This window comes from Bifidobacterium sp. JNUCC 75 (assembly GCF_054819865.1).
Genome location: NZ_JBTHIF010000001.1, coordinates 1014964 through 1040353 on the forward strand (window position 1 = coordinate 1014964; position 25390 = coordinate 1040353).

The 25390-nt window shown below is 59.5% G+C and carries 21 protein-coding genes and 1 pseudogene; 6 read left to right on the plus strand and 16 right to left on the minus strand.

What is annotated here, in order from left to right; translation table 11 throughout:
- Positions 1-107: 107 nt before the first annotated feature.
- From ACVWNW_RS04255 to ACVWNW_RS04290, 8 genes are all read right to left on the minus strand, one after another.
- Positions 108-932 (minus strand): ABC transporter permease, encoded by an 825-nt coding sequence (locus tag ACVWNW_RS04255; protein ID WP_198207920.1) that lies wholly within the window; start codon positions 930-932, stop codon positions 108-110.
- 1 nt (position 933) lies between these two features.
- The gene (locus ACVWNW_RS04260; protein WP_198207918.1) at positions 934-1791 is read right to left on the minus strand and encodes a lantibiotic immunity ABC transporter MutE/EpiE family permease subunit; all 858 of its coding nucleotides are present in this window, start codon (positions 1789-1791) and stop codon (positions 934-936) included.
- Positions 1788-2483: a lantibiotic protection ABC transporter ATP-binding protein gene (locus ACVWNW_RS04265; RefSeq protein WP_198207916.1), complete on the minus strand. Its 696-nt coding sequence runs from the start codon at positions 2481-2483 to the stop codon at positions 1788-1790. Before ACVWNW_RS04265 ends, ACVWNW_RS04260 begins: the two co-directional genes overlap by 4 nt.
- A gap of 177 nt (positions 2484-2660) precedes the next feature.
- Complete coding sequence (locus ACVWNW_RS04270) at positions 2661-3425, minus strand: hypothetical protein (RefSeq protein ID WP_198207914.1); 765 nt, start codon at positions 3423-3425, stop codon at positions 2661-2663.
- Positions 3426-3427: 2 nt separating this feature from the next.
- Positions 3428-4204 (minus strand): multidrug ABC transporter permease, encoded by a 777-nt coding sequence (locus tag ACVWNW_RS04275; protein ID WP_198207912.1) that lies wholly within the window; start codon positions 4202-4204, stop codon positions 3428-3430.
- Positions 4204-5346 carry an ABC transporter ATP-binding protein gene (locus ACVWNW_RS04280; protein WP_198207911.1) on the minus strand — a complete coding sequence of 381 codons (1143 nt, stop codon included), beginning with the start codon at positions 5344-5346 and terminating at the stop codon, positions 4204-4206. The genes ACVWNW_RS04275 and ACVWNW_RS04280 overlap by 1 nt, the downstream gene beginning before the upstream one ends.
- 361 nt (positions 5347-5707) lie before the next feature.
- The gene (locus ACVWNW_RS04285) at positions 5708-6931 is read right to left on the minus strand and encodes an MFS transporter (protein WP_046323503.1); all 1224 of its coding nucleotides are present in this window, start codon (positions 6929-6931) and stop codon (positions 5708-5710) included.
- A 14-nt stretch (positions 6932-6945) separates the two neighbouring features.
- On the minus strand, positions 6946-8544 hold the full coding sequence (locus tag ACVWNW_RS04290; RefSeq protein WP_454483203.1) for a glycoside hydrolase family 31 protein: 1599 nt from the start codon (positions 8542-8544) through the stop codon (positions 6946-6948).
- 224 nt (positions 8545-8768) lie between these two features.
- Between ACVWNW_RS04290 and ACVWNW_RS04295 the strand changes: the two genes are divergently transcribed.
- Positions 8769-9635, plus strand: a complete 867-nt coding sequence (locus tag ACVWNW_RS04295; protein ID WP_454483205.1) for an AraC family transcriptional regulator — start codon at positions 8769-8771, stop codon at positions 9633-9635.
- A gap of 261 nt (positions 9636-9896) precedes the next feature.
- On the opposite strand, the gene ACVWNW_RS04300 is transcribed toward ACVWNW_RS04295, so the two are convergent.
- The 6 genes and pseudogenes from ACVWNW_RS04300 to ACVWNW_RS04325 all read right to left on the minus strand — a co-directional run.
- The gene (locus tag ACVWNW_RS04300) at positions 9897-10808 is read right to left on the minus strand and encodes a carbohydrate ABC transporter permease (protein ID WP_454483207.1); all 912 of its coding nucleotides are present in this window, start codon (positions 10806-10808) and stop codon (positions 9897-9899) included.
- Positions 10808-11686, minus strand: a complete 879-nt coding sequence (locus tag ACVWNW_RS04305; RefSeq protein ID WP_454483209.1) for a carbohydrate ABC transporter permease — start codon at positions 11684-11686, stop codon at positions 10808-10810. Before ACVWNW_RS04305 ends, ACVWNW_RS04300 begins: the two co-directional genes overlap by 1 nt.
- A 71-nt stretch (positions 11687-11757) precedes the next feature.
- Positions 11758-13065, minus strand: a complete 1308-nt coding sequence (locus ACVWNW_RS04310) for an ABC transporter substrate-binding protein (RefSeq protein WP_454483211.1) — start codon at positions 13063-13065, stop codon at positions 11758-11760.
- A 259-nt stretch (positions 13066-13324) separates the two neighbouring features.
- Positions 13325-13981 carry a YesL family protein gene (locus ACVWNW_RS04315; protein WP_454483213.1) on the minus strand — a complete coding sequence of 219 codons (657 nt, stop codon included), beginning with the start codon at positions 13979-13981 and terminating at the stop codon, positions 13325-13327.
- A gap of 94 nt (positions 13982-14075) precedes the next feature.
- A complete protein-coding gene (gtfA, locus tag ACVWNW_RS04320; RefSeq protein WP_454483215.1) occupies positions 14076-15593 on the minus strand; it encodes a sucrose phosphorylase in 1518 nt (505 codons plus the stop codon).
- Positions 15594-16073: 480 nt separating this feature from the next.
- Positions 16074-17120 (minus strand): annotated as a pseudogene (locus ACVWNW_RS04325) (LacI family DNA-binding transcriptional regulator); the annotation flags it as partial.
- A gap of 372 nt (positions 17121-17492) precedes the next feature.
- Here ACVWNW_RS04325 and ACVWNW_RS04330 point away from each other — a divergent pair.
- The 5 genes from ACVWNW_RS04330 to ACVWNW_RS04350 all read left to right on the plus strand — a co-directional run bounded on the left by ACVWNW_RS04330 (position 17493) and on the right by ACVWNW_RS04350 (position 22749).
- Positions 17493-18563: an iron-siderophore ABC transporter substrate-binding protein gene (locus tag ACVWNW_RS04330; protein WP_454483217.1), complete on the plus strand. Its 1071-nt coding sequence runs from the start codon at positions 17493-17495 to the stop codon at positions 18561-18563.
- 91 nt (positions 18564-18654) lie between these two features.
- Positions 18655-19659: a FecCD family ABC transporter permease gene (locus tag ACVWNW_RS04335; protein ID WP_461196323.1), complete on the plus strand. Its 1005-nt coding sequence runs from the start codon at positions 18655-18657 to the stop codon at positions 19657-19659.
- Positions 19660-19661: 2 nt separating this feature from the next.
- On the plus strand, positions 19662-20720 hold the full coding sequence (locus ACVWNW_RS04340) for a FecCD family ABC transporter permease (RefSeq protein WP_144177849.1): 1059 nt from the start codon (positions 19662-19664) through the stop codon (positions 20718-20720).
- Positions 20721-20725: 5 nt separating this feature from the next.
- The gene (locus tag ACVWNW_RS04345) at positions 20726-21625 is read left to right on the plus strand and encodes an ABC transporter ATP-binding protein (RefSeq protein WP_046323511.1); all 900 of its coding nucleotides are present in this window, start codon (positions 20726-20728) and stop codon (positions 21623-21625) included.
- A gap of 152 nt (positions 21626-21777) precedes the next feature.
- Positions 21778-22749: a siderophore-interacting protein gene (locus ACVWNW_RS04350; RefSeq protein WP_198216329.1), complete on the plus strand. Its 972-nt coding sequence runs from the start codon at positions 21778-21780 to the stop codon at positions 22747-22749.
- 233 nt (positions 22750-22982) lie between these two features.
- Here the strand turns inward: ACVWNW_RS04350 and ACVWNW_RS04355 are convergent, their stop codons facing one another.
- Positions 22983-23573, minus strand: coding sequence for an anthranilate synthase component II (locus tag ACVWNW_RS04355; RefSeq protein ID WP_313840931.1), 591 nt, complete (start codon positions 23571-23573; stop codon positions 22983-22985).
- Positions 23554-25191, minus strand: a complete 1638-nt coding sequence (locus ACVWNW_RS04360) for an anthranilate synthase component I family protein (protein ID WP_454483223.1) — start codon at positions 25189-25191, stop codon at positions 23554-23556. Before ACVWNW_RS04360 ends, ACVWNW_RS04355 begins: the two co-directional genes overlap by 20 nt.
- Positions 25192-25390 lie beyond the last annotated feature (199 nt).

The following is a 25390-nucleotide window of genomic DNA, read 5'->3' on the forward strand; positions in this document are numbered from 1 at the left end:
CTCGGCCCAGCCACTTTTGAGAATGAACGCCTTGTGGGCCAGGATTCTTGCAAGCCTGATTTCTTGCAGGACGGTTTTCTCGCTAACCGGGCGTCCTGCGGCCCAGTCTAATCGCTGACCTTGCGCCGATCCTCGAACCTGCCGATCCAAAGCAGGAGGGCCAGGCCCAGGGTCAGGGTAAAGACCAGGCAGGGGACCAGATTATCCAGAGCCGTCACGCCAATTGAAGCACGCAGACCCTCCCCTCCCGGCATAGTCAAGGCCAGAGCCTGCTCAATCCCCAGGGAGCCGAACCTGGTAGGCCAGGTGAAGGGTATCCACTGGCTGATCCCAGGAGTGCTCCCGACACCGGACAGGGTGCGGCCGTACAGGCCATTGAAGAGGCCGCCGAGGGAACTGATGGATATCCCAGTGCCGAGGACCCCAATGGCGATGGTCGCGTTTCTGCCGAAGCGAAGGGCCAGAGCGATGGAGAAGAGGTAGAGGCAGAGGGAGCCACCTGCCATACCCAAGGTGGCGAGCGCGACGGCCGAGATCGGCGCACCCAATCCGCCGGTCAGAGCCATGGGCAGGCAGTATGCCAGCGCCGCCAAGGCAAGAGCCAGCAGACCCAGCAGCCAGAGCACAAGGATCTTGGCTGCCAGACCCAGACGGCGGCTGGGAATCCCCAGAAGGTTAGCCATGTCGCCGGCATCCCGCTCAGTCTCGATGTTTATGGCGACGACGATGGCGGCCATCAGGGGCATGAAAGCGCCCAGGACCTGAAAGAAGGCATCGGTCTCCAGTCCGGGGTCATAGGGGGCTGCAGCGAAGTAGGCGCCGCAGACGAGTCCGGCCGCCAGTCCGCAGACGACATGGATGGCGATAAGCACAGATCCGTGCAATCGCACGATTTCCGAGGCTACGACACGGCCAACTGTCATCCCAGTCATGTCAGTTGGTCTCCTTCCGTGAGAACCAGATTCCCGTCAGGACGGACAGGAGCAGGAACCAGACCAGGCAGACCACCAAGGCCGTCAGACTCTGCCCGCCGAAGACAGACAGTGCAGCCTTGATCGGACTGTTGTCTTCGGTCTCCAGCGGCACTCCATCAGGCATGACCTTCATGAAAGGCACCGGCAGGTTGATCATGGCAGCGGGCGGCAGGAAGGGCCAGAGCCGTTGGTTCCCCCAGAAGGTGATCGAGGCCAGCAGGTCCGCCATGTAAGGCAGGCCGAATCCGACCAGAACGCCGAATCGGGCGGTCAGCGCCAGTCCCGTCGGTATCATCCAGGAGCATGCCAGGACCAGCATCAGGGCGCTGACTACGAAATCAACTATGGAGGGGCCCTGGACCCTGGAGACGGCGACCATGACTGCCGAAAGACCCAGAGCCAGCAAGGTAGCAAGGCCGACTAGAAGCAGACAGTAGACGATCTTGGCCCACCAGACCAGAACGGGCGCTGCAGGCAGGGACAGGGTGGTCCTCCACCGCTGCTTTCCGTCGATGTTGGCCACGGCAACGCTTATCAGGGCGGTCATGGCCGGGAGGAGCAGGACATACCAGTAGTTGACCCAGGAGGGGATCCAGATATGCAATCCGAACGCGAAGCAAGCCACGATGACAATGAGCACCAGAGGGAAGGCCAAAGCCATCCGCCTAGGCGCAGCCGACCTGCCCTTCATGATCTCCGCCGCCAGAATTCTGCCAAAGGAGATGCCTCCTCCCCGCGTTCTAGCCTTTGTCACGGCTCGGGCGTCTGAAGTAGCCGTATCCTGCTGGATGAGTTCGCTAGCATTCCGCTCGTTCATCGTGACCTCCTGAGCACGTCCATGAAGAGCCCCTCCAGGTCCTCCCCGGCGTGCAGTTCATTCTCGTAGGCCAGGCGGCCATCGGCGATGATGCCGATATGATCCGCCAGGATTGACACCTCAGAGAGGATATGGCTGGAGACAATCACGCTCATCCCCTGCTGCGGGAAGCTGCGGATCATCCCTCTCAACTCCTCGATCCCCAGCGGATCCAGCCCGTTGGTAGGCTCGTCCAGTATCAGCAGACGGGGTCTGGTCAGGATGGCGTTGGCTATCCCCAGGCGCTGCTTCATGCCCAGGGAAAACTGTCCAGCCTTCTTGGAGCCTGTATCGCTCAGTCCGGCAATGGAGAGCGCCTGGTCGATCCGCTCATCGGGCAGGCCAAAGAGGGTTGTGCGCACCTTGAGGTTCTGGCGGGCCGTCAGGTTGGGGTAGACGGGCGGCTGCTCGATCAGAGCGCCGATGTCATAGAGGTCCCGGCGCGACCAGGGGTGCCCGTCCAGAATCATCGATCCGCCAGTAGGGTGCAGCATGCCTGTAACCATCTTCAGTGTGGTGGACTTGCCGGCCCCGTTCGGGCCCAGGAGCCCGTAGACTCCGCCCTCAGGAACATGCAGGGACACTTGGTCGACGGCCCGCTGTCCGTGGCCGAAGACCTTGGTCAGCCCCTCGGTCCTCAATATGTAACGCATGGTCAGCTCCTATTCATTTCCTTGTGGCAGGAGCCAGACTAAAGACCGAAAATAAAGAAAGATAAAGGAGTCGAAACGGATTCTCACGCCGACATAATGTCTTGCTAGACGAACACCTGAGACAGGAGGAGGGGTGCATGCACGCGCACAGCCCCTCCTGTCTTCCGCATCCTTGAATCACAACCTCAGGTAGGCCCCTGACCGTATTCTGCGCAGGGCCGCTACAGAGGCCGCTAGACCGATGACCACCTCCACCAGCCCCCTGATGACCTCGGCAAGGAGGACCGCCGTCCAGGATAGGCCATAATCTTCCACGGCCTGGACCGTGACCCCCAAGGGGAGGTTGGTTGCGAACCGACGAAGCGGGACCGGATAGGCTTCAGCGGGCACGACCACACCCACAGCCACCGGGAGTAGGACAGTAACCGCATTCAGCGGGGCGAAGGAATCCGCAGTCAACAGGCCAAGGCCACCCACAAGGAGTCCCAAGGCCAAACCTGCAAATAGGGCGGTGGGCAGGAGGCTCAGGGCCCGGAGAAAATCAGACGGGCCGTGTCCGACATTCAGGACCAGGGTTCCGGCCAGGGCGACCAGCCCTGTGACTGAGGCAGCCACCACACCTGGAAGACCCAGACCAATCCAGTAGGCCAGGTCCATCGGACGGCGTATCAGGACCTGTGGGATGATTCCCTCCTCCCTGTCCATGGTCATACCGCTGGCCATGACAGTCGCCACCTGGCAGGCCGCAGTCACCAGACCACCGGCGTATCCGATGCGAGCCAGGGCGGGGGAGTTCAGGCTCCCTCCGAGCATGAGCTGGCAGGCCACGTCCAGAATGGGGACAACGACCAGGGATACCAGGAGGGCCAGGGGCCGGCCAGCAGACATGGAAGAGCGCCAGCTGACATTGGCGACGGTGAGCATCCTATGAACCCAACTCATGGTCAGATCACCTCGATTGTGCCGTCACGCCGGGCTCTGGCCTCGGAAATGCTGGCAAGGCGGGCGGCCAGGCTGATCCATAGGAGTAGGGCCACCAGCCAGCAGGCCAGGTCCCACCAAAGGATGGAAACCCCTGAATCGGATGCGATGCCACCTGCCTTCATGATGGACAGGGCAGGCCGGGTGGGGATCAGATTCTTCAACCCCTCCCCCAGGTCAATCGTTCTCGTCGGACCCTCGAAAACTCCTGACAGGGCCATACAGGGGACAAGGACCAGGCCTTCATAGGCCGTGGCATAAGGGGTCATGACGAAGAGACAGGCCACAGCCAGGGCCATGACCAGGGCCCCCAGCCAAATCAGAGGCACCCCCAGGACCAGGACCGGCCAATGCTCCCCCAGCTCAGTCGGCAGGAGGGCACCCGGCCCTGGAATCAGCCAGGCCACACCGGCTAGAGGAAAAGCCAGCAGGCCAAAGGTGGCGGTTGAAGAAATCAGGGCAAGGATGGCAGGCCGGGGGCCAGACCTGCTGACCATGAGATGAGCCAAGGTCCCTTTGCGCCGTTCGAAACCAATCAGACCTGCGGCGGAGGTGCAGGAGGTCCACAGGCCCATGACGGCCGAACGGAGAAACCCCTCGTAGGGATCGGATCCCCAGGCCCTGACTCCCAACCGTTGGACCAGGCAGGCTGAGAGGGTGGCTACCAGGAGGATCTCAATGAAGTAGGTGGTTCTGGTGTATTCGCGCAGTTGGAAGGCGGCCTCCCTGAGCATCCTCATCAAAGATCCGCCTCCGCGCCTGGGCGGGCGGCCAGGGCCAGGAAAGCGTCCTCCAGACCTGCGGGCCTGACCAGGAGGTCCGCCGGGCAGTCGAGAGATCGGTCCGCGAAGAACCGGGCCATTTCTCGTCCGAGACGGGTCGGCTCTGCACCGGCAGGCCCCGATCCCTCCTCCGAGGCTCGCTTCCAGAGGATGGATACCATCCAGTTGGGGCCTGATGGCCGTGTGAGGACCACGCCGCGCCGGCCGACCCAGCCAATCAGGATACCGGGGTCGGCCAACTGGTCCGGCCTTAAGGTGAAGGAAGCCACCCAGCCCACGTCGGCGAACCGCCGGACGACCTCCAGGGATCCATTGACCAGGATTCTGCCCGAGTCGATGACCGCTATGCGGTCGGCCAGTTCCTCCACCTCCTCCATGCCGTGGCTGGTCAGGAGGATGCCCACCCCTGAATCCGCCACCGAACGGATCAGGCTGCGGATGTGCAGGGCCACGCCCGGGTCCAGGCCATCAGTTGGTTCGTCCAGGAGGAGGAGTCTTGGGGAGCCTAAGAGACTCCTTGCTATGTGGAGGCGCTGGGTCTGACCCCGCGAGAGCTCATATACTGCATGGCGCTCCTTACCGTTCAGACCCACCTCCTCCAGGACACGGCCGATTTCGCTGTCCCTCAGCCGGTAGGGCACATCGGCCAAGTCGGCGAAGAAGCGCATATTGGCCATTACCGTGGCCCTGGGGTAGAAACCCCTGTCCCCACCGAGCACCAGCCCCAATCTCTTCCGGGCCTGGCTCGGATCGGCAAGGGCATCCACCCCGTCCACGCTCACCTCGCCACGGGTAGGGATTAGAAGTGTGGAAGCGATTTTGACCAGGGTGGTCTTGCCGGCCCCGTTCAGACCGACCAAGGCCTGTATCTTTCCCCGGTCCACCTTCAGGCTGATGTCCGATAGGACTGTGTGAGGCCCCTCCCTCCGCCTACTTCGCCTTCCAGCGAAGGACCGCCAGACGTGGGAGAGGGCCAGGGCCGAACTCTCATCATCTCCGGCCTGCGGATACCTGCAGCCTTCACGTATACCTATGTTGGAATGCTTGATGAAATCAATCAAAATAAATGCCGTTTCCGTGCTCAGTGCTTGCAAATCCATGTGCACCCAGACCGGAATCGAAATCAGGATCGAACCAATGCGGTCCGGAGTACCACGAGAGACGCCTCATAGGGGCGCCAGACCGGACATAACAGAATCGCCGCCCCTACGGGCGGCTTGAACCAGCGGGCCTACAGAGCCTAAAGGGCTTCAGAAGACCCTGCCCGGGATCAGCTTCTCGCAAAGGAAGCCGGCAGTCATATGACTTCACCATCCACTGATAACAAAAATCGCAGGGGCCAGGACTACAAAGGCCCATCCCCATGCATGTATGCGGGCCCCGCAGGGACCTGTTTGTCACTATACACCGGGCCGGGGTACCAGTTCCCCGGCCGATGATGACGATTGCGGATGACCGCCTTTATGCATCACGTCCAGTCGGGACCCGTTTGACCCCCTGTATCCGGATGGCCATCAGCAGGGCGAAGACGGTCACGGCCAGAGAGAAGCATCCGTAGGCAATCAGGACATTCTGATCGGAACCGACAAGGGCCGAGACCCACTGAAGGACGTAGGGGGCCATGAAGCCGCCCAGATTGCAGCCCACCAGGACGAAGGATGTGGCCAACGTGACGGAGTTTGCATCGGCCAGTTCGCTGGCCCTGTTGTTGCAGTAGGTACCGATGTAGACCATGGAGACGGCCACCACCAGGACGGTTGCCAGACCGGTCATGATGATGTTATGGGAAAAGGCCGCCAGAATCTGACCCAAACCCATCAGCAGTGTGCCCAGGGCCAGAATGTAATGTCCTAGGTACTTGTAGACAGCCCCGAAGAGGAATCCTGCAATCATCCCGACTATGGTGGCGATACTCTGGCAGTTGCTCACCTCGGTGGCGGAGGCATACCCGGCATCGGTCACGATGGTGGGGATGCGGACAGTGAAACCGGCCTGGATGCAGACGTAAACCATGGACAACAGGGCCAGACCTATGACACCGGGACTCACCTTCTGCCCGGCCATGACCCCCTTGACTGGCTGGTCCTGCTTGACCTCAGGCACAAAGATCCAGAATACGATCAGGATGGGGAAGGCGGCCAGGTAGACCAGGAATGACCAATGCCAATTGATGTTCAACAGGAGGCCCGCCAGGAAGGTCATGACTGCACTGCCTATGGATTGAAAGGCGTTCTGGAAGCCCAAGGCGGTGGCCTTCTCGTTGCCCGAGAAGAAATGGGACAGGAGGCTGACGGCCAGGGAGTTGAACAGCCCGAAACCTGCACCCAGGACCAGACGGGAGGCCAGAATGACCGGGTAGCTGGTCACAAAAGCCGGCAGGGCGCCCCCGACACCGACCAGGAGCAGACCGATGCCAACGGTCCGCTTGGCCCCTATATGCTGGGCTATCCACCCGCTGAGGAGGACCATGACGACCACCGAGATGGTGGGAACGGTGGCCAAGGTCTCAATCTGGGCCAGGGAACGGTCCGGCATGGACTTCTGCATGGCGGGCAGGGCGGCCGAGATGGCATATGCCGAGGTCAGCACAAGGGATATGGACAGGAGGGAGTATTTGAGCGCCGGCCCCGCTTTTACGGCACCGCCCTTGTCAGTCTTATCCTCGCTTGTTTTTTCATCACTCATTGCGGATCATCCCCTCAGTCGATTCTCCGGTAGGCAGGCAGGGTGGCCAGCGTCACTGGAACATCGCGGGTGACCGGTCCATCCACCACAGTCGATTCATCCTGGAGGGACTGCCAACGCCCTTCGGGGAAATAGACCCTCTTACTGGTTGCACCCTTCTCGATCACTGGGGCCGACAGAATCCTGTCGCCGAGCATGAACTGGGTCTTCAGGCAGTCCACAGGGGCCTGCGGAAAGTCATAAGCCATGCTCCTGGTGATGGGCTCACCGGTCTGGCTGGCCTTCCTGGCCAGGTCGACGATCGTCTGCGAAAGTTCCACATGGAGGTGGGCCGCCTCCTGGCAGAGAGCCAGGTGTTCCTTGTCCAGCACCCTCCAAGGTGCCACGGAGAACTGCATCATGGCCATGAGGGCGGCGCACTGGGCCGAGCGGACAATCAGCTCCTGGTCCAGCGTCTTGGTTCCCAGGAAGCTGCGATACTCACCGCCGCCGATCATGTCAGGGCAGTTGTAGTAGTACCCCAAGAGACCCTGGGTTATGGTATCGGGAATCAGCTCAGACAAGCCATCCTTGCCCCACTCGAAAATCTTGTCCTGGAGACGATTCACCAAGGGCAGGCCACCGTTCTTGTAATTGACCCGGTACTCGTTGTAATCGAACTCAGTGCCGAAGCATCCCCAGAGCTGGGCCTCCTCCTGCCTGGTTAGCCGCATGAGCGAAGCATCGTCGTCATGGTAATACTTGAAGTCCCCGGCATCGAACTTGAATCCATCCACGCCGGTCTGGCTACGCAGGTCCTGCAATCCTTCCTTCAGCCAGGCATATGTTTCGGGGTTGGACATGTCCAGAATCGCCCCGTAGCCGTTCCACCACTGACGTATGACAGGCTCGCCATCCCGATCAAAGATGAGCATGTGCCGGTCACGCAGCTCGTGGTACTCCACGGTGTCAGGGGTCACGAATGGGCAGACCCATACCATGACCTTGAAGCCCATATCATGGAGCTTCTCGACCATACCCTTTGGGTCAGGGAACTTTCTGGGCGAAAACTGCCAACGGCCGTAGTAGTCGCCCCAGAAATCATCGATCATGATGATTCCCGGAGGGAAGCCGTTATCTACTATCCCATTGGCGTACTTCATCACGTCGCGCTGATTCTGCGTGTATATCAGCTCGATCCAAGTATTCCACTGGGGCATACGGAAGAACTCCTCAGGGGGCATCTGCCCAAGGGTGAAGGTCTGCCTGGCCAGATTCTGCTGAGCGTCACGCAGGTTGGCACCCGAAGCGTCCACATGTACCGTCCCCCGTGTGATCATCACCATGGCGTCCCCCTGGACATTGAGGTCGAAGGGCTCCTCGCTCCACAAGGTCCGTCCGTGGGTGGAGATGAAGGCCGGAGAAACCTGGTTTGGACTGTCCAGATCGATCAGGTCCAGCCTGTAATCGTCACCTGCGGTGAAGGGGTAACGCGACCCGTCCATGACGCAGCCTCCGTACCAATACTCACCCTCTTCAATCTTGAGGGAGCATGGGGCCGTGAGCCCGCTCCTCAGGTCTTGAACCACCGAACCGTCATGGTCGGCACTGCCTTCCCCATTTTCTGCTTTCATTTGTTCTGTCAGCTCCATCGCCGACGCCACCTTTCTAGAACAGTCCCCCATAAGCCCGGTCGACCGAACATTGTCGGCGAAAACGCCGCTGAGGAACCCACCTACAATGTATGGCATGATGCCGGTGCCGACGACCTGCAGGCTGGCGACGGATGTTTGGCTGTCTTGACCTTTTGTGCACAGTTGCAAGGTCGATAACTGAACCGGTTCGGAAGGGGTTCGCCGTGGAAAAAGAGACACTGGTCCGCCTGCCCGATCTTGGCTGGCGGGACCTCAGACCCCTCTTCACGGGACGGTCAGCCTGCTACGGGGGTCATTCCTACGGACCGGGGGCCAGACCCTACCACCTGGTCCACTTCATCGTATCGGGGTCCGGCATCCTGCGGATGAAGGAAACCACTTTCCACCTGCACGCCCACCAGGCATTCATCATCGCACCGAACGAGCTTGTTTACTACCAGGCCGATTTCGACGACCCCTGGACCTATGAGTGGATCGCCTTCGATGGCACCAGGGCCGCCGATCTGATGTCCCAGCTGGGGTTCACCTTCCCCATGATCGTCTCCACCCTGACCCAGTCAGACTTCACAGATGTCGACGGACAGCTAACTCTGATGAGACAACGAAATCACAAAAGCGCCTTCGACAACCTCCAGGACCAGTCCGCCCTTTTCGCTATCCTTTCCACCCTGGCGCAGTCGGTACGGCAGACCAGAGAACCCCTGGCTTCCAAGGACGGGGGAAGGGCGGGGTCTTATGTGGACCAGGCAATCTCCTTGATAGGACAAAAGTACAATTCCGACCTGTCAGTAGAGGGGCTGGCGGCGGATATCGGCATTGACCGCTCCTACCTGTCGACTATTTTCAAACGACAGACGGGTCTTACCGTTAAGGACTACCTGACCAGCTTTCGCATATCCCGTAGCCAGGAAATCCTCTTCACCACGGACTGTCCGGTGACCCAGGTGGCCAGGATGAGTGGGTACAACAGCGTCTCTTATTTTTCCAAGGCCTTCAAGCGGCAGATGGGCATGTCCCCCAACCAATACCGTAGGTGGAGGCGGTCACGCTTGGCCAGAGGCGGAACCTGAACGTCAGGAATCCGCCCGAGGCTCTATAGACGGTTGTGGTCATGCCGAAGCAGCAGAAAACAGAACAATTGAACCGCTTTTCACGGGCTGACTCGCACGGCGTCAAACACCGGCAGACACCCCATCGTCATGATCGGCCCGCCACACCACCTGTATCCATCGTCTCGATTTTGGGCCGTAAGAGACTGGCCCGAAACCAAGTGCAGGAAACAGGCGGTGCGTCCGACAGGGGCGGGAGGATCCGCGATGGGGAATTCTTGCTCAGCCTTTGACAGCCCCTGAGGTCACGCCCTCAACCACATACCGCTGGAGGAAGACGTACAGGACCAGAATGGGGAGCATGGCCAGGAGGAGGGCCGCCATGACCAGACCGATATCTGTGGAATAAGTTCCGTAGAAGACCTGTGTGGCGATAGGGATGGTGTAAAGCTCCTTGCGGCCCAGCACCAGGGAGGGCAGGAGGTAATCGTTCCAGAAAGCCATAGCCTCGATGATCGTCACCGTGGCCACCGTGGGCTTCAGGAGGGGAAAGACGATCCGCCAGAAGGTCCTCCACTTGCCACAGCCGTCGATCTCTGCTGCTTCCTCCAGCTCCATAGGGATGTTGGTCTTGATGGCCCCGTGGAACATGAAGGTGGCCAGGGAGACCGAGAAGCCGACATGCATGAGGATCAGAGTAATCCGACTGTTGAGCACATGGAGCATCCCGCCGTAGACCGAAACCAGGGGGACCATGATCACCTGGAAGGGGATGACCATGGAAGCCACCATCAGGGTGAAGAGGATGGCCCCCGCCTTCCAGGTGGGGTTGCGGACGATTACATAGGCCGCCATGGCCGACAGGAGGACAGTCAGGATCGTGGCGCAGATGGTCACGAAGAGGGAGTTGCCCAGGACCGTCCAGAAGTCCATCTTTTCCATGGCCTCAGGGAAGTTCTGAAAGGTGAACCCATGACGGCCGATCAGGGTCAGAGGCTTGGAGGTGATGTCCGCCTTGGTCTTAAAGACGTTGATGACCACCAGGAGGAAGGGGGCCAGGAAAGCGAAGAGGAGAACGATCAGAACCAGCCAGACCAGGCCGTGCCCGATCCTGGTGCCCACGCCCATCTTGGGCTTGCGAGGTTCCTCCCCTTGGATGGCCCCTGCCTGCATCTGTTTTGTTGCTGCACTCATCAAGCTTCCACCTCGCCCTTCTTACCGAAATAGACCTGGAGGAGGCCGATGACCGCGCACACTACAAAGAGGAGGAGGGCTTCGGACTGACCCACCCCGTAGTTCTTGTACACGAAAGCCTTGTTGTATACGTGCATGGCCGCCATGACTGAGGAGTTGAACGGTTCACCCTTAGTCAGCGAGAGGTTGAGGTCGTAGACCATGAAACACCGCGTCGTGCTCAGGAAGATGCACTGGACAAATGATGACCTCATTAGGGGTATGGTCACCTTCACCATGGCCTGAGCCTTGGAGCAGCCATCAATCTCCGCTGCCTCCTTTAGGCTCTGGTCCACACTCATGAACCCGGCCACATAAATCAGCATCATGTAGCCCGCATATTGCCAGACCGAGACCAGGATCAGGCAGAACATGGCCCCGTTGGGCGTGGACAGGAGGGAGGATGTCGTATGGGATGTGACGGCTTCCCCGATGGCCACGAAGGCCCGGTTGAAGACAAACTTCCAGACATATCCCAGCACGATTCCACCGATCAGGTTGGGTATGAAGAAGGCGGCCCTGAAAAAGTTCTGCCCCTTGATCCCACTGGTCACCAGGTAAGCCAGGAGGAAGGCTACAACATTGACCAGGATGACTGAGATTACCGAGTAGATGACGGTTCTGCCCATGGCCTGCCAGTAGGCAGTGTCAGCAAAGGCCTGACGGTAGTTGGACAAGCCCACGAAGGGCTTGTGGTTGGATATCCCATCCCAGTTGGTCAGGGTCAGGTAGAGGCCGTAAATGAAAGGGACGATCACCACGGCACAGAAGAAGATGGCGGCAGGGCCCGCAAACATGAGGAACTGCCCCACCTTGTAAGAGAGTTTGCTTCTTTTCATGATTATCAGGCTTGCCCTGGCCCGGCGGGGGTGACAGAGGGCCGGTCCCCGCCCGGCTGTGTAGTGGGCAGTTACTTTCCAGCCTCGTAGATCTTGGCCGACTTCCAGTAGTTCTGAATGTCCTTGGCCAGGGAAGCCCTGTCCTCCTGACCTGCTAGGTATTTCTGGAAGTTGGCCCCTAGGACGGAGTAGTGGTCATCGGGCAGATGGTTATAGTTGGGAATCAGCTTGTCGGCATCAGTGTACTTCTCGACTGACTTGCTCAAGGGGTCTTTGACATCTAGCTTGTTGTTGGTGAAGGGAGAGATCAGGGAGCAGTCATTGACGATGAAGGACTGACCTTCCTTGTCATATACCAACCAGTTGAGGAAGTCCTCAGCCTCCTTGCGCTGTTTGTCGGAGGTTTTATCGGAGGAGTCGATGAAGAAGAACTTGGAGCCGCCGCCAACCAGCTTCTCGTTACTGCCATCCTCGGTGTCCTGGGGGACGGGCATCTCCCCCATGTTCTCGGTATAGTCATAGTCCTTGATAACAGACCAGTCCCAGTTGCCGCCGAACATGAAAGCGATCTTCCCCTCGGCCAGATTCTGCTCTGTCACCTCGCGCTCAGCCGAGACGGCGTTGGCCTTAGCATAGTTGTTGTCTTTGAGCACATCGAAGGTGTCCATGAGGGCGGTGAATTTGGCGTCCTTATCGAGGTCGACCCCACCCTCGTGCAGGCTCTTGATGAAGGCATCAGGATCCTTGCGCTCCTCATAAACTTGGGTAAGATAATGGCCAACTAGGAACCCTTCCTCCTTGAGGACACCTGTGGGATGCTCCATCCCTCCGGCCTGGAGTTCCTTGATCAGACCCTTGAAGGCTGAGAGGGTCTTGTAGTCCTCGGGCTTGAACTCCTTGCCCGTGACCTTCTTGATGGCATCGGCGTTGTAGAGCAGACCCCTGGCCTCGATGCTGACCGGGAAACCGTAGACCTTGTCGTCTATTTTCAGTGCGTACTTGGTGTCCTTGACCCACTTCTGGTCGCTCAGGTCGATGGCGTGGTCCTTGGCCAGCGAGTATATATCCTTGGGATCCACCATGGAGATGGTGTAAGGGTCGTTAGATGCGTACTTGGTGGATAGATGGGCCACCACAGGGTCGTTGGAGGAGTAGACCTGGACATCTACGCCCTTCTTCTGCGAGTACTCCTTGGCCATCTTCTCCATCTGGGACTGAATCTCCGACTTGGAGTTGAATATGGTGATTTTGGTGCCCGATGACCCCGAACTGGAGTTGGAACCCGATCCGCAGGCCCCCAACATGCCAACTGACAGGAGTGTTGTCAATACAATCGCACCCGCCCGCTTCACTGCGGGGCTCTTCTTCAATATTCTCATCGTTGCCGCCTTTCTACCTTCTACAGCTGAGCCGCGTTGCCCGTGACCGGTGCTGGCTTTGGGCTGACACCGGCATGGATTCAGGTACATCTAACCGGTTCGATACGAACCTGTCTTATGTATCTAACCGGTTCGATACTACATGCAGCCTACACTCGTTGTCAAAGGGGCTGATTCACGAGTCCACCGAAACGGGAGCAACACAAACCCCTGGAAATGTTCGCGAATGCCAGGGGCAAACCTTGCGACACGCCTACCGCTAACAGGCCTGCCCCGCGCCTGAGTCAGGTCCGCCTTTCCTGCCCTCTTCCATTCTTTTAAAAATCGGGTTGTAAAGCCAGGCGCAACAGTATTGAGGGAGAGTGAACCCTAGCAGGAGCACGAGAGGGAGCAGGTAGACCAGGTATGCAACGTAGAGAACAGCGGCCCCTATGGTGATAACGGTCATGGCCAAGGTCCGTGGGAGGAATCCCAGGGCCAGCCTGCCGGCATTGGTCAGGGCTTGGATGGCGGTGTTCTCGTACCGGGAAAGCAGAAAGAAGGCATATTCGGCCACGGATACGATGAGCAGGGCAACTACGATCAAGATGACCTCCAGAAGGCCCCGCCCCGACCGCGACAGTTCTCCCATGGCATGCACGTCAACCCACATAATCAGGCCGACGATCATGACCAGGAACCAGATGACTGTGGCATTCTTCCAATTATCTTTGAAGGAGTGCCAGAACTGCGTGGCTATGTAGGAATCCTCTCCACGGACCATGTGCCAGAGAACGTAGTGCATAGCGACGAAGGCGGCTCCAGCCGTGAAAACGGGTATGCAGAAGATCAGAGTAATCAGATTGAGCTCGATCAGGTCGAAAAGAATGCCCATGAACCTGAAGAAGACGTTGTTCTGGTTGAAGAACCGTTTCACATCAGCCTCCGTCTCCCCGCACCGCCCCGGGCAGTTCGCAGGATCGCCTGCACGGGGCCATGTGTGCGATCACATGCCTGCCACTGAGTCTAGCTCAGACCCGTTGAACCAGCCCTTCCAGTTCAAGAAGGTTCCTGCAACGGTGACTCCCCTGACCGTCCTCCCATTCGAGGCTGGCGACAGGCACCATGGCATCCCCGCCCAGACCCCGGGCAGGTGTGAAAGCCAGCCGGGCCCAGCTGGCCTGCCCGGCCCAGTCCAGGAGGAGGCCTGTATCCGTCATCCGGCTGGAGAAGGACCCGTCGAAGGCATCCAGCCCATTGCGGAGGCGGCAGAGTGCATTGAGCGCCCTGACCACCGGCCGGCGAAGATTCTCATCCACCTCCATGGTGGAATAACGATGGCGGTTGATGTCACGCCCATTACCCGTCTGGTGCAGGAGGTTCATATCATTGGGCCCAGCCATAGCCCCCACGTAATAAACCTGGGGCACTCCGGGCAGGAAGAACTGGACTGCCCTGGCGGCCAGGTATGCCTGGTCGTTGCAGCCCAGGGCCGAGTAGTAGGTGCTGTTCACTTGATAGAGGTCAAGATTACTGGCGGCCCCACCGGTGGCCTCGGCCGACTGGCCCCCGGTGCGCTCGTGGATGGTCCTGACCAGGTTGTCCACCGCCTGGTCACTGACCAGCCCCTTCAGGTTCCTGTCGAGTTGATCGGAGCCGATGTCGATCACCCCGATTCCATCGTGGGTGTCAAGCACGGTCACCGCGTTCTGGGGACGTACCTGAATCCAGTGTTCGAGCGCTGCCACATCTCCTGTGTAAAGGGCGTGAAGCAGGAGAGGGGGCAGGGCGAAATCATAGACCCTGTCAACCTTGGAAGCGATTTCAATCTGTTTTCTGTAGTAGGAGTGGACCTCAATCAGGGTCTCCAGGCCACGTCTGGCCCCCTCCTCCTTAATCCGCCCGATCAGCTCGAAGGTCTTGGGAATCATGAAACAGCTGGTGCCCGCCTCTTTGGCTCCGTAGCCCACGGCATCCAACCGTATGTAGCGCACATGGCTGGCCGCCAGCCGGTCCAGGATGGAGAGGATGTACTCCCATCCACCCTGGGAGTCGGTGTCGATGTCAACCTGCTGGGGGGTGAAGGTGGTCCAGACCAGGCGCGTCTCGCCCGCCCAGGTGTATTGGGTAAAGGGCAGGCCCGGACGCGGGCGGTAAATGCCGGCCAGGTCGGACTCGGTGGCCCCGTCAGGGAAGACCGTCGACATGGTCAGGAACATGCCGTAGTAAGGGCTACCCTGCCCGCGGGCCATCACATCCTGGAACTGGCTGGATTTCCATGACATGTGGTTGACGATGGTGTCCACCATCACGTCGTGGGTACGGCTGAGTTCGGTCACATCATCCCACGTCCCCAAACGGGGGTCCACCTGGGTGTGGTCGATGGGGTCGAAACCGGCATCAGCCCCGTCGTAGGGGGCAAAAAAGGGGAGGATATGCACACCTTCGTAGACCCCTTGGAAGCGGGTGCGCAGGAGATGGGTGAGAGAGGCCAGCGTACCGTCCCCGAACCGGTCCGCGTATGCAATCAGTTGGACCTTGTTATCCATGAAGCCTCCTTAGGTCATCTGCCCTGCTAGCCCTGCACGTCACAGCTCTCCCCAAAGAGACGCCAAACGCAATATCGAACCCGTCGTCGCCACGTCTGACGAACAGGTTCGATAGTATCATAAAACCGGTTCGATACATTTGAAGAGCGCACATGGCGCACTGGAGTCCTGACTCCACACCGGAACATAACCGCCAGCCTTTGGATCCGGTCAGGCTCATCTCTGGGAAGGGCCCGGCCAAATGCCGATTCAGTTGGCTTTGGTGGTCTCGCCGATTCTTACGTGCAGAGGAATCACATCTGCCACAGTATGCACGAATCTGTTCCCATCCATGGCAGATTCCGCTACCGAATCCGGACCTGCATGTGGATCCTCCCCGTCGAACACGCCGCCCTGGCCACCACGACGGGCCGCGGAATACGCACCCCTGTCCCGGCACTCGCGACCGCTGCCACCGGTTTGGGTCCTGCCGCCTCCGGAGGGCCTGCCCGACCTCCGAGCATTGTCCCTCTTCTCGTCGGCCTCGATGGACTCAATGATCCGCCGGCCCAGAAGTTCGGCTATCCTGTCGAAGTTCTGTTGGAGTGCGGTCAGCCTCATGCCGGCCGCATCAGCCAGGTAGGTGCCGTCGTAGGCGATCACCTGAAGGTCGTCCGGAATCCTGATACCCCGCCGTATGGCCTCCTGGACGCAATACGCCGCCCCAATATCCGAACTAACCACGGCGTCGACGTCGTCATAGGAGTCGAGCACATGGTTGACCGCCCTGGCATAGCCCTCCAGACTCTCGACAGCCCCAGCCTCTACGTACTCGTATCGGACCTCGGCCTGGTCCAGCGCGTGTTCCAGCGTCAGGTAGTAACGAACCGTGGGGAAGGTAGTGTCCAGGCCTCCGCCCCCCCGTTGAATAGGGTCTGTAAGGCTTTTCGCCGACCTTCCCCGGTTGGAACCAGCCCGAGGCATGTCATGGAACTGCTCGCGTGGGCCGCCGATCATAACTACGTGACGGGCTTTGGATCCGAGCAGGATATCAGCCACGGAGCGCCCCCCACCCTCGTGGTCGGAGGCGACGACAGGGATGCCGGGGCCCAGGTAGCGGTCAAAGGCCACCAATGGGCGCCCGATGGAGGTCCAGTAGGAGGCAGGATAAGTGGTGTGGGCCCCCATGATGATTCCGTCCATCATATGTCTACGGAGCATGTCGACGTACTGATCCACATCCTGGTTCACATCGACTGTGGAACAGAGGATGGTGCGAAAACCGTGCTGGTAAAGGACCCGTTGCAGGCTGGCCGTGAGTGTAGCGAAGAAGGGGTGGCGGATCGTGGGCACAATGACCCCGATGATGTCTGTCCGGTTGCGGTAGAGGTTCCTGGCCAGCTCGTTGGGTATGTAGTCAAGGTTCTCCATGGCCGAATGGACCCTGGCCTTCATCTCGTCCGAGACGTAGCCGGTACCGTTGACCACCAGGGAGACTGTGCTGATCGAAACCCCCGCGGCCCGGGCGACATCGCGCATACCAACCATAGTGGCCTACCATCCTTCCAGGTCTCTCCCCCGGGCTTCCTCACCCCGAGGCTAGCGGATACTCCATTATTACCAGCATGGTCATGACGAAGAGGCGACGACGGGGGTAAGTCCCGTGATCCACGTCCAACATGGTAGGCCTAACCTCATTCAAGGCCTTAGTGGTTGAGGATGGTTTACGCAGTGGCAAGAAGGCCCGAGTTCATCAAGTTATTCATGCCCTTGATCGCAAGGACACTGTGGTCGGCATATGCTCCGTTTAACACATGCAATCAAGGAAATCAACTCTTTTCTTCCCATCGTGCCGATGCTACATCTGGTGTCTGGCTCTGGTGCACCATGCCAATTCGACAGCACGATCAAAGGAACCACATGCACATTCGACCACTCCTTTCCCTCACTCGATTCAAGCGCACTATCGCAGTCATCCTGGTGCTGGCAAGCGCCCTGTTCTTTCTGGGAGCCTGCGGGTCGGGCTCGCAGGCAGGCCAATCCAGCCAGCCAAAAGCCTCGGAGGAGCAAGGCTCCTTCCCCATCAAGATCGACCACGTCTACGGCACCACCTCCATACCCTCCAAGCCCAAGCGCATCGCCACCGTCGGATGGGCCACTCCCGACAACCTCATCGCCTTGGGGGTCGTGCCGGTCAGCATCCAGAAGAATGCCTTCGGCAAGACCGTCGATGGCGGATACCTGACCTGGACCAAGGATGCCCTGGATGACATGCATGTGGACAAGGCGGACATGCCCAAGCTGCATGACGAATCAGACGGCATCGATGTCGAGGCCATCGCCGCATCCAAACCCGATCTGATCATCGGCCTGCTCTCCGGCATGACCAAGAAGCAGTACGACACCTTGAGCAAGATCGCGCCCACCATCGCCTATCAGAAGGTTGCCTGGGGCGACCCCTGGCGCAAGGTCATCGCCGCCACGGCCCAGGCCATCGGAGAACCCGAAAAGGGAAGGAAGCTGATAGCCGACCTGGAGGAGCGCATCGCAAAGGCCGGAGAAACCCACTCAGCAATCAGGGAGAAGACCGGGGCGGTCATGTACTTCGATGCCTCCAAACTCTCCAAGTTCAGCGTCTACACCACCTCAGACGCCCGGCCGCAATTCCTGAACGACCTGGGACTGGAGACTCCGGAGTCCATCAAGGAGGACTCCAAGAGCACCAAGGACTTCTACATGGAGATCTCCTCCGAGCATGCCGACAGGTACAAGGACGTCGACATCATCGTCACCTACGGCACTCCGGACCTGCTTGAAGCGATGCGCAAGGACCCCCTCCTTTCCAAGATTCCCGCAGTTGAGCGCGGATCCGTTGTGGTCATCGACAACGACAGCGAGATGGCCAACGCCCTTGACCCCTCGGCCCTGTCCATCCGGAAGACGACCGACACCTACGCAGGGCTTCTGGACGAGGCTGCCGCCAAGATCTGATTCGGCCCCGCAGGGAAGGGATGGGAAAGGAAGAGGGAGCGCCGATATGCGGTCAGAAATGACACCGCGCCCTGATACTCGACAGGCCGTCATGCATCGCAAGAGAACCGGACCCATGGTTTTGTCCGGGCTGATTCTGGCGGCTTGTCTGGTCATAGTCTGCGCCCTATCCCTGGTATTCGGCTCCCGTTCCGTCAGCCTTTCCGACATCCTCAATGCCCTGTCCGCCTCCTCGGATGACATCGCGGTCTCGGCCATCCGCCTGAGAATTCCCCGCACCGTCCTCGGCCTCCTGGTCGGTGCCGGGCTCGGGGTGGCCGGGACCCTGATGCAGGGCATATCCCGCAACCCGCTGGCGGACCCGTCGATTCTGGGCTTCAACACGGGGGCAGCTCTTGCAATCGTCTGCTCCGTGGCCTTCTTCTCCCTTTCAACGCCAGCCCAGTATGTCTGGGTGGGATTGCTGGGCAGCGCGATGACCGCACTGGTCGTCTGGGCTATAGGATCCCTGGGTCCATCCGGCCCATCGCCCCTGCGGCTGACCCTGGCCGGTGTCGTGATCAGTTCTGTACTGGGGTCCCTTACCTCCGCCATCCTTCTGCCGCGCGTCAACGTCATCAGCTCATATCGCTTCTGGCAGGTGGGCGGGATCTCGGGCGCCCGGTTCGACCTCATGATGCCGGTCCTGCCTCTTCTTGCTCTTGGGCTGCTGCTCGCCTTCTGCCTGACGCCCGGAATCAACGCTTTGACCCTGGGGGACCAGATGGCCGAAGGGCTGGGGATGCACGTCGGACGTGTCCGCAGCCTGGCCTGGCTTGCGGCTATACTCCTCTGCGCCTCCTGTACGGCACTGGCGGGTCCGATTGGCTTCGTCGGATTGGTGGTCCCCCATGTGGCACGACTGCTTATAGGACCCGACTACAGACGAATCATGGCTCTGAGCATCCTCATCGGCCCCCTTCTGGTGGTTGGCGCCGACGTGGTGGGCAGGATAATCACCCGTCCATCCGATGTAGAGGTCGGCATCGTCACGGCACTGATTGGGGCTCCTGTATTCGTGATTCTGGCCGGGCGCAGAAGAACCGCGGAGGTATAGGCATGGATGCTTGTCTCCTTCATGATTCGGGTAAACCCGATGCGATGACCGACCTGCAGCGGATACGACGGGCCCATGCCATTCGTTCGCTGACAGTTACCGTCCTACTTGTGATACTCCTGGTCGCTCTCGCACTGGCCGATCTGGCCCTAGGACATCGCGTCTACTCCATGAGCGACCTGCTTGGAGTGGTTTGGGGGCAGTCAGACGAAGGCACCAGGTTCGTGATTCTCCAACTGCGCATGCCCCGGACACTAATTGGCTGTGTCGCCGGCATCGCATTCGGCATGGCCGGAATTGGTTTCCAGCATCTCCTGCGCAACATGATGGCCAGCCCGGACATCATCGGCATTACTGCCGGAGCCAACACTGCTGCCATCTTCGGCATTGTCGTATTGGGTCTGTCGGGCATGCCTCTGGCCTGCCTGGCGGTCATGGGTGGTCTCCTGACAGCCCTCCTGGTCATGGCCCTGGCCTGGCGCGGTTCGTTTGACCCGACCCGGCTGATACTGATCGGAATAGGAGTAGCCGCAGGGTTCAACGCACTGGGCTCCTGGCTGATGATTCGTAGCGACCAATGGAACATCCAGGCTGCGACCAGATGGCTGACGGGCAGCCTGGCCGATGCCCAGTGGACCGATCTGCCGATACTGGCAACAACAACACTGCTCGGCGCCACGCTCTTGTTGGCACTCGACAGGAATATCAGCACCCTACAGCTGGGACCGGAGATGGCCGCAGGACTGGGCGTCAGGGTAAGCCGTGTTCAGTTTCAGGTGATTATCGTAGGCGTGCTCCTCCTGTCTGTCGCGACAGCGACCACCGGTCCCATCTCCTTCGTTTCGTTCCTCTCCGGCCCCATCGCCACGGTCCTGGTCGGCCGGGGAGCATCAGCCCTTATCCAGTCAGGCCTGGTAGGAGGTTGCCTGGTTCTGGGTTCGGACATCGTCGCCCAACATCTGCCCTCGGCCCAGGTGCCGGTCGGCATCATCACCAGCATTGTGGGCGGACCCGTCCTCATCGCGATCATGGTCCTCATGACCCGCAGACAGGAGCTCTGAACATCATGACGTCACCCCCGGCACACGACTCCTGGAGCAGCGAGCATCGGCTGGCCGCCTCGCACCTTCGCCTCACCTATGGCGGACGTACGGTCATCGAGGATCTGAGTCTTGATATACCTCCACACACGATGGGATCCATCATCGGACCCAACGGGTGCGGGAAGTCGACCTTTCTCAAGGCCATGGCTAGGATTCTGAAACCGGCGTCGGGGGCCGTCACGCTGGACGGAGAACCCATCACCAGCATGCCCACCCGCAAGGTGGCGACGATTCTGGGGCTGCTGCCGCAGAACCCGTCAGCCCCCGCCGGCATCACCATCGCCGACCTAGTTGCTCGCGGCCGATATCCCCACCACCACTTCGTCGAACGGTGGACCACCAAGGATGAAAAGGCAGTGGAACGAGCCCTCGCCCTGACCGGACTGGCCGATATGGCGGGGTGCCCAATCGACCGCCTGTCCGGAGGCCAACGCCAGCGGGCCTGGATTGCTCTGACCCTGGCCCAGCAGACCGACATACTCCTTCTTGACGAGCCGACCACCTACCTGGACATCGCCTACCAGCTTGAGGTGCTTGACCTGCTGAGCACCCTGAACAGGCAGGAGGGTGTCACGGTGGTCATGGTCCTCCACGACCTGAACATGGCTGCCAGATACTCGGATTGGATCCTGGCCATCAAGGATGGCAGGAGGGTCGCCTTGGGCGCTCCCGATGAGGTCATGACCGAGAACCTGGTCAGCGAGGTATTCGACATCGCTTCCACTGTGGTGACCGATGGGTCCACCGGTGCCCCCTTGATGACCCCGACACCCCTCCATAGTCTCAAAGCCCACTCTGGCGGGGCTTGCAATGTACACGTACACTGGGATGACGCGGCAGGACGACACCAAACAACCCAATGATGTAAAACCTCTCGTCCTGCTCCCCACATCGCTGACCCCGACGTCCTGAACCGCGAGGTCTCAAGCCACAAAGTCACAAACTGCCACAACCTGAACGACGACAACCCGACACCAAGATCGACCCATAAACCTCAACCGAAAGAGAGCCAGCCGTGGAACGCCAAGCCGACAATCATCCTGTACCCTTGATCCCCTTCCGTGTCTCCGTAGCCAGAGCAGAAACGCTCTCGCCCCACTTCAAGCGAATCGTCTTCCAGGGACCGGATCTGAAGATTTTTGCAGACGCCGGGTACGATGAGCGAATCAAAATCCTTTTGCCCCTTCCCGACGGATCCGTGCCGCCCCCTTCCTTCTTTGAGGCGACCCCTGAGGATCCGCTCGCCTGGTATCAAAAGTGGAGGACCCTGCCCGCAGAGAGTCGCAATCCCATGCGCACCTATACGGTTCGCAAGGTCAGGCCCGAGAGCGAGCAAATCGATGTGGACTTCGTCATCCACGATCATGCCGGACCTGCTGGAGCCTTTGCAGAGGCTGCAAAACCTGGCGACCAGGCCATCATCATCGGTCCTAATGCGCAGGCCGGAGGACCGGTCGCTGGGATGGACTTTCACCCGGGTCAGTCCAGACATCTTCTCCTGGTGGGCGATGAGACAGCGGTACCAGCCATCGCCGCCATAATGGACAGTCTGATCCGCGACCACTGGCAGGGCGACGGGGTGGCATTGATTGAAGTACCTATCGAAGAGGATCGTCTTCCACTGCCCGAACTCGAAGGAATCCGCGTCATCTGGACGACCTGCGACGAATCCGGACATGGGCGCGCCCTCATCGAAGCCATGCGTAACCTGTTGGAGGACCTGCCGATCCATTCGCCTACGGCCGCAGCCGCTGAATCTTCCAAGGAATTCTCAGAGATTGATATCGACAAAGAACTGCTCTGGGAGACTGCCGATGCCGCCCAAGCCGATGCCTCCATTCGTGCCGACGACCTGTACGCCTGGATCGCCGGAGAGGCAGCCACCGTCCGCGAGCTGAGGCGCATGTTGGTCAGAGACCGAGGGATGGACCGGAGCAACGTCTCTTTCATGGGATATTGGCGTCAGGGTCGCAGCGAGATGTCCTGACTGACCGATCCCGTGAGCGGGCGACCTGCCATGCGCGGACAACCCACTCTAGTCTTTCTTGACCTACGAATCAGAGAGTGATCACGCGAACCCCTCTGACTATGTGAGTATCAGGCCATGGGTTTCCGAGCTGAACCTCGCCACAGCATCTTGCAAGACCGATAGAGAGGAAACACAGCCTTGCTTACTACATGGCGGATTATACGGAAAGGAACCCGGCCTGGCCTGATGAGTCAGTCCCCGTCTGATGAACCGCAGTACTCCTGGAAGAAATTGGCAATCACCTGGTGACCATACTGGCTGCCGATGCTCTCGGGGTGGAACTGGACACCTTCCATGAGCGACCGGTCACGCCTCAGACCCATAACATAGCCATCCAAAAGCGAGCGCGCGCTGATCTCCAGATCGGCAACATGACTGACCGAGGTCTCATCGGCAACCAGAGAGTGGTATCTGGTCACGTCGAAAGTATCGGGCAGGCCCTTGAAGCAGCCCTTCCCGTCGTTTCTTATCCCGCTCACCTTGCCATGTTGACGACTGGAGGCCCTGACCACCTGAGCTCCGGCATGTACCGCGATGGCCTGCATGCCCAAGCAGATGCCGAAGACCGGCTTCCTTCCTGCCACCTGATCAAGAAACTCCAGGTAGCCGCAGTCCTCCGGACGACCCGGTCCGGGGCCCAGAATGACCGCGTCGAAGGCGAGCGGATCCACCTGCGCAAGGCGGTTCACCCGGACAATGGTCGTATCAGCGCCCAGCAGGTCCACGTAGTTCTTGACCACATAGACGAAACTGTCAAAGGCATCAACGAGCAAGACTTTCATGGGCCAGCTCCTTTCCGGTGATGGCCAGGTAGGCCGAACTCATCTTCTTCATGGTCTCCTGCCACTCGCTCTCCGGCTGGGAGTCCTCAACGATCCCGGCCGATGCGCGCAGGTGATAGCTGCCGGAATGGTAGGAGGCCGTCCGTATGCACAGTGCAGTCAGGACCATACCGTCGAATCCGAGGAAACCCACTGCCCCGGCGTACACCCCGCGCGAACTGACCTCGGTCTCCTCAATGATTTCCACGGCACGTACCTTGGGGGTTCCTGTCATGGTACCGGCGGGGAAGGCTGCCGAGAAGACGTCGTACTTGTCCAGGCCAGGCCGGATCCGGCCGATCACATCCGAGACCATGTGAATAACGTGGGAGTAGACCTCGGTGGTCATCAGCCGGTCCACCTCCAAGGATTCGGGAGTACAGCACCTGGCTACATCGTTGCGACCCAGGTCCACCAGCATCAGGTGCTCGGCCCGCTCCTTGGGGTCGCCGGTCAGCTGCCTGATGGCCGACTGGCGGGCCTCCTCATCTCCGGGATTGCCGACCGTCCCGGCGATGGGCCGCAGGGTTATATCGCCATCAGGGGTCAGCCCAATGAAAAGCTCAGGACTGGCTCCGATGACATGCACCCCTTGGGGGGTCACGAAGTAATACATATAGGGGGATGGATCCTGCAGACGCAGTCGCTGATAGACCTGGAAGGGCGGAATGCGGGAATCCACCTCGATCTCATGCCCGAGCTGGAGCTGATAGACATCACCCTCGGCTATGTGCTCCTTGCCCTTGGCAAACCATTGATAAAAACGATCCCGATCGATTGTGTCATGGGCCTCGTATGGATAGTCCGGCCCAATGCCACCCTGAATGCCGGTACGAGTAGCATCCGACTCAGAAGTTTGCCCCAGCGTTGCGTCGGATTGCAGCAACTCCAGCAAATCTTCTAACAGCGCAGATCCATGCCTGGTCTCCCCGCTTTCGGTTGCCATATTCTGGATCTGTGGACCAGACTGTGCAGAAGATCCGCACTCTCGCAAATTTTCCTCGCCCCGTGGAATGCCACACTCAGCAGTGTCCTCTTCGACATGAATTAAAGTAGCACAGTGGTCGCCGGCCTTCAGATCCAAGGTGATGATTCCCCGATAAAGCGTCAACGAGATGACCGGCAAGGCCGCGTCCCTTGGTATATGCTCCTCCAGATCCTCAATCATGAAGATGGTGTCATACCCGAAGTAGCCGAACCAGCCCATCCCGAAAGGGCCTTCGTGGTCACCGCTGATGGCGAAGGAGGATTCCAGCCGCCTCAGCACTGCAAAGACCTCCTTGATGTCGGGGGCCGGATGGTGGACCACCCCCTGCTCAATCCGGCCAAATGTCTCCAGGATTCCTGTCAGTCGAGCATTGCCCAAAGGATCGATGGTCATGACATGGTCCGTCACACTCAGGGTCAGCATTGGCTCGAACCCGATGGCTGAGCGATTCCGGTCCTTATCTGGGCCACTTAGAGACTCCAGGAGGAAAAGCTGATCCTCCCGATACCTGGTGCACAGCCGTCTGTAGATGGCCAGGGCATCGAGGTCACTGGAGAATCGGCTAGATTCCATGGTTACGTTGATAGTCATTAGGGCACTTCCTAAGTCAAGTACTGCGGTTTGGAAACGGCAGATGAACCTCACCTGATGCCGATTCAGCAGGCCATAGATATGGATTTCCTGTGGCAGTCTGTCCGCAGATAATAAAAGAACAACCTCAAACACCGAGGTAAAGAGGTAAATCCAGGAATTAGAAGAAGAACCGGCTAAAACATCAACGCCATCGGGC

Coding starts and splice junctions, on each gene's coding strand:
- ACVWNW_RS04255 (WP_198207920.1), bottom strand. CDS start 932: ATGACTGGGATGACAGTTGGCCGTGTCGTAGCCTCGGAAATCGTGCGA.
- ACVWNW_RS04260 (WP_198207918.1), bottom strand. CDS start 1,791: ATGAACGAGCGGAATGCTAGCGAACTCATCCAGCAGGATACGGCTACT.
- ACVWNW_RS04265 (WP_198207916.1), bottom strand. CDS start 2,483: ATGCGTTACATATTGAGGACCGAGGGGCTGACCAAGGTCTTCGGCCAC.
- ACVWNW_RS04270 (WP_198207914.1), bottom strand. CDS start 3,425: ATGAGTTGGGTTCATAGGATGCTCACCGTCGCCAATGTCAGCTGGCGC.
- ACVWNW_RS04275 (WP_198207912.1), bottom strand. CDS start 4,204: ATGAGGATGCTCAGGGAGGCCGCCTTCCAACTGCGCGAATACACCAGA.
- ACVWNW_RS04280 (WP_198207911.1), bottom strand. CDS start 5,346: ATGGATTTGCAAGCACTGAGCACGGAAACGGCATTTATTTTGATTGAT.
- ACVWNW_RS04285 (WP_046323503.1), bottom strand. CDS start 6,931: ATGAGTGATGAAAAAACAAGCGAGGATAAGACTGACAAGGGCGGTGCC.
- ACVWNW_RS04290 (WP_454483203.1), bottom strand. CDS start 8,544: ATGAAAGCAGAAAATGGGGAAGGCAGTGCCGACCATGACGGTTCGGTG.
- ACVWNW_RS04300 (WP_454483207.1), bottom strand. CDS start 10,808: ATGAGTGCAGCAACAAAACAGATGCAGGCAGGGGCCATCCAAGGGGAG.
- ACVWNW_RS04305 (WP_454483209.1), bottom strand. CDS start 11,686: ATGAAAAGAAGCAAACTCTCTTACAAGGTGGGGCAGTTCCTCATGTTT.
- ACVWNW_RS04310 (WP_454483211.1), bottom strand. CDS start 13,065: ATGAGAATATTGAAGAAGAGCCCCGCAGTGAAGCGGGCGGGTGCGATT.
- gtfA (WP_454483215.1), bottom strand. CDS start 15,593: ATGGATAACAAGGTCCAACTGATTGCATACGCGGACCGGTTCGGGGAC.
- ACVWNW_RS04330 (WP_454483217.1), top strand. CDS start 17,493: ATGCACATTCGACCACTCCTTTCCCTCACTCGATTCAAGCGCACTATC.
- ACVWNW_RS04335 (WP_461196323.1), top strand. CDS start 18,655: ATGCATCGCAAGAGAACCGGACCCATGGTTTTGTCCGGGCTGATTCTG.
- ACVWNW_RS04340 (WP_144177849.1), top strand. CDS start 19,662: ATGGATGCTTGTCTCCTTCATGATTCGGGTAAACCCGATGCGATGACC.
- ACVWNW_RS04345 (WP_046323511.1), top strand. CDS start 20,726: ATGACGTCACCCCCGGCACACGACTCCTGGAGCAGCGAGCATCGGCTG.
- ACVWNW_RS04355 (WP_313840931.1), bottom strand. CDS start 23,573: ATGAAAGTCTTGCTCGTTGATGCCTTTGACAGTTTCGTCTATGTGGTC.
- ACVWNW_RS04360 (WP_454483223.1), bottom strand. CDS start 25,191: ATGACTATCAACGTAACCATGGAATCTAGCCGATTCTCCAGTGACCTC.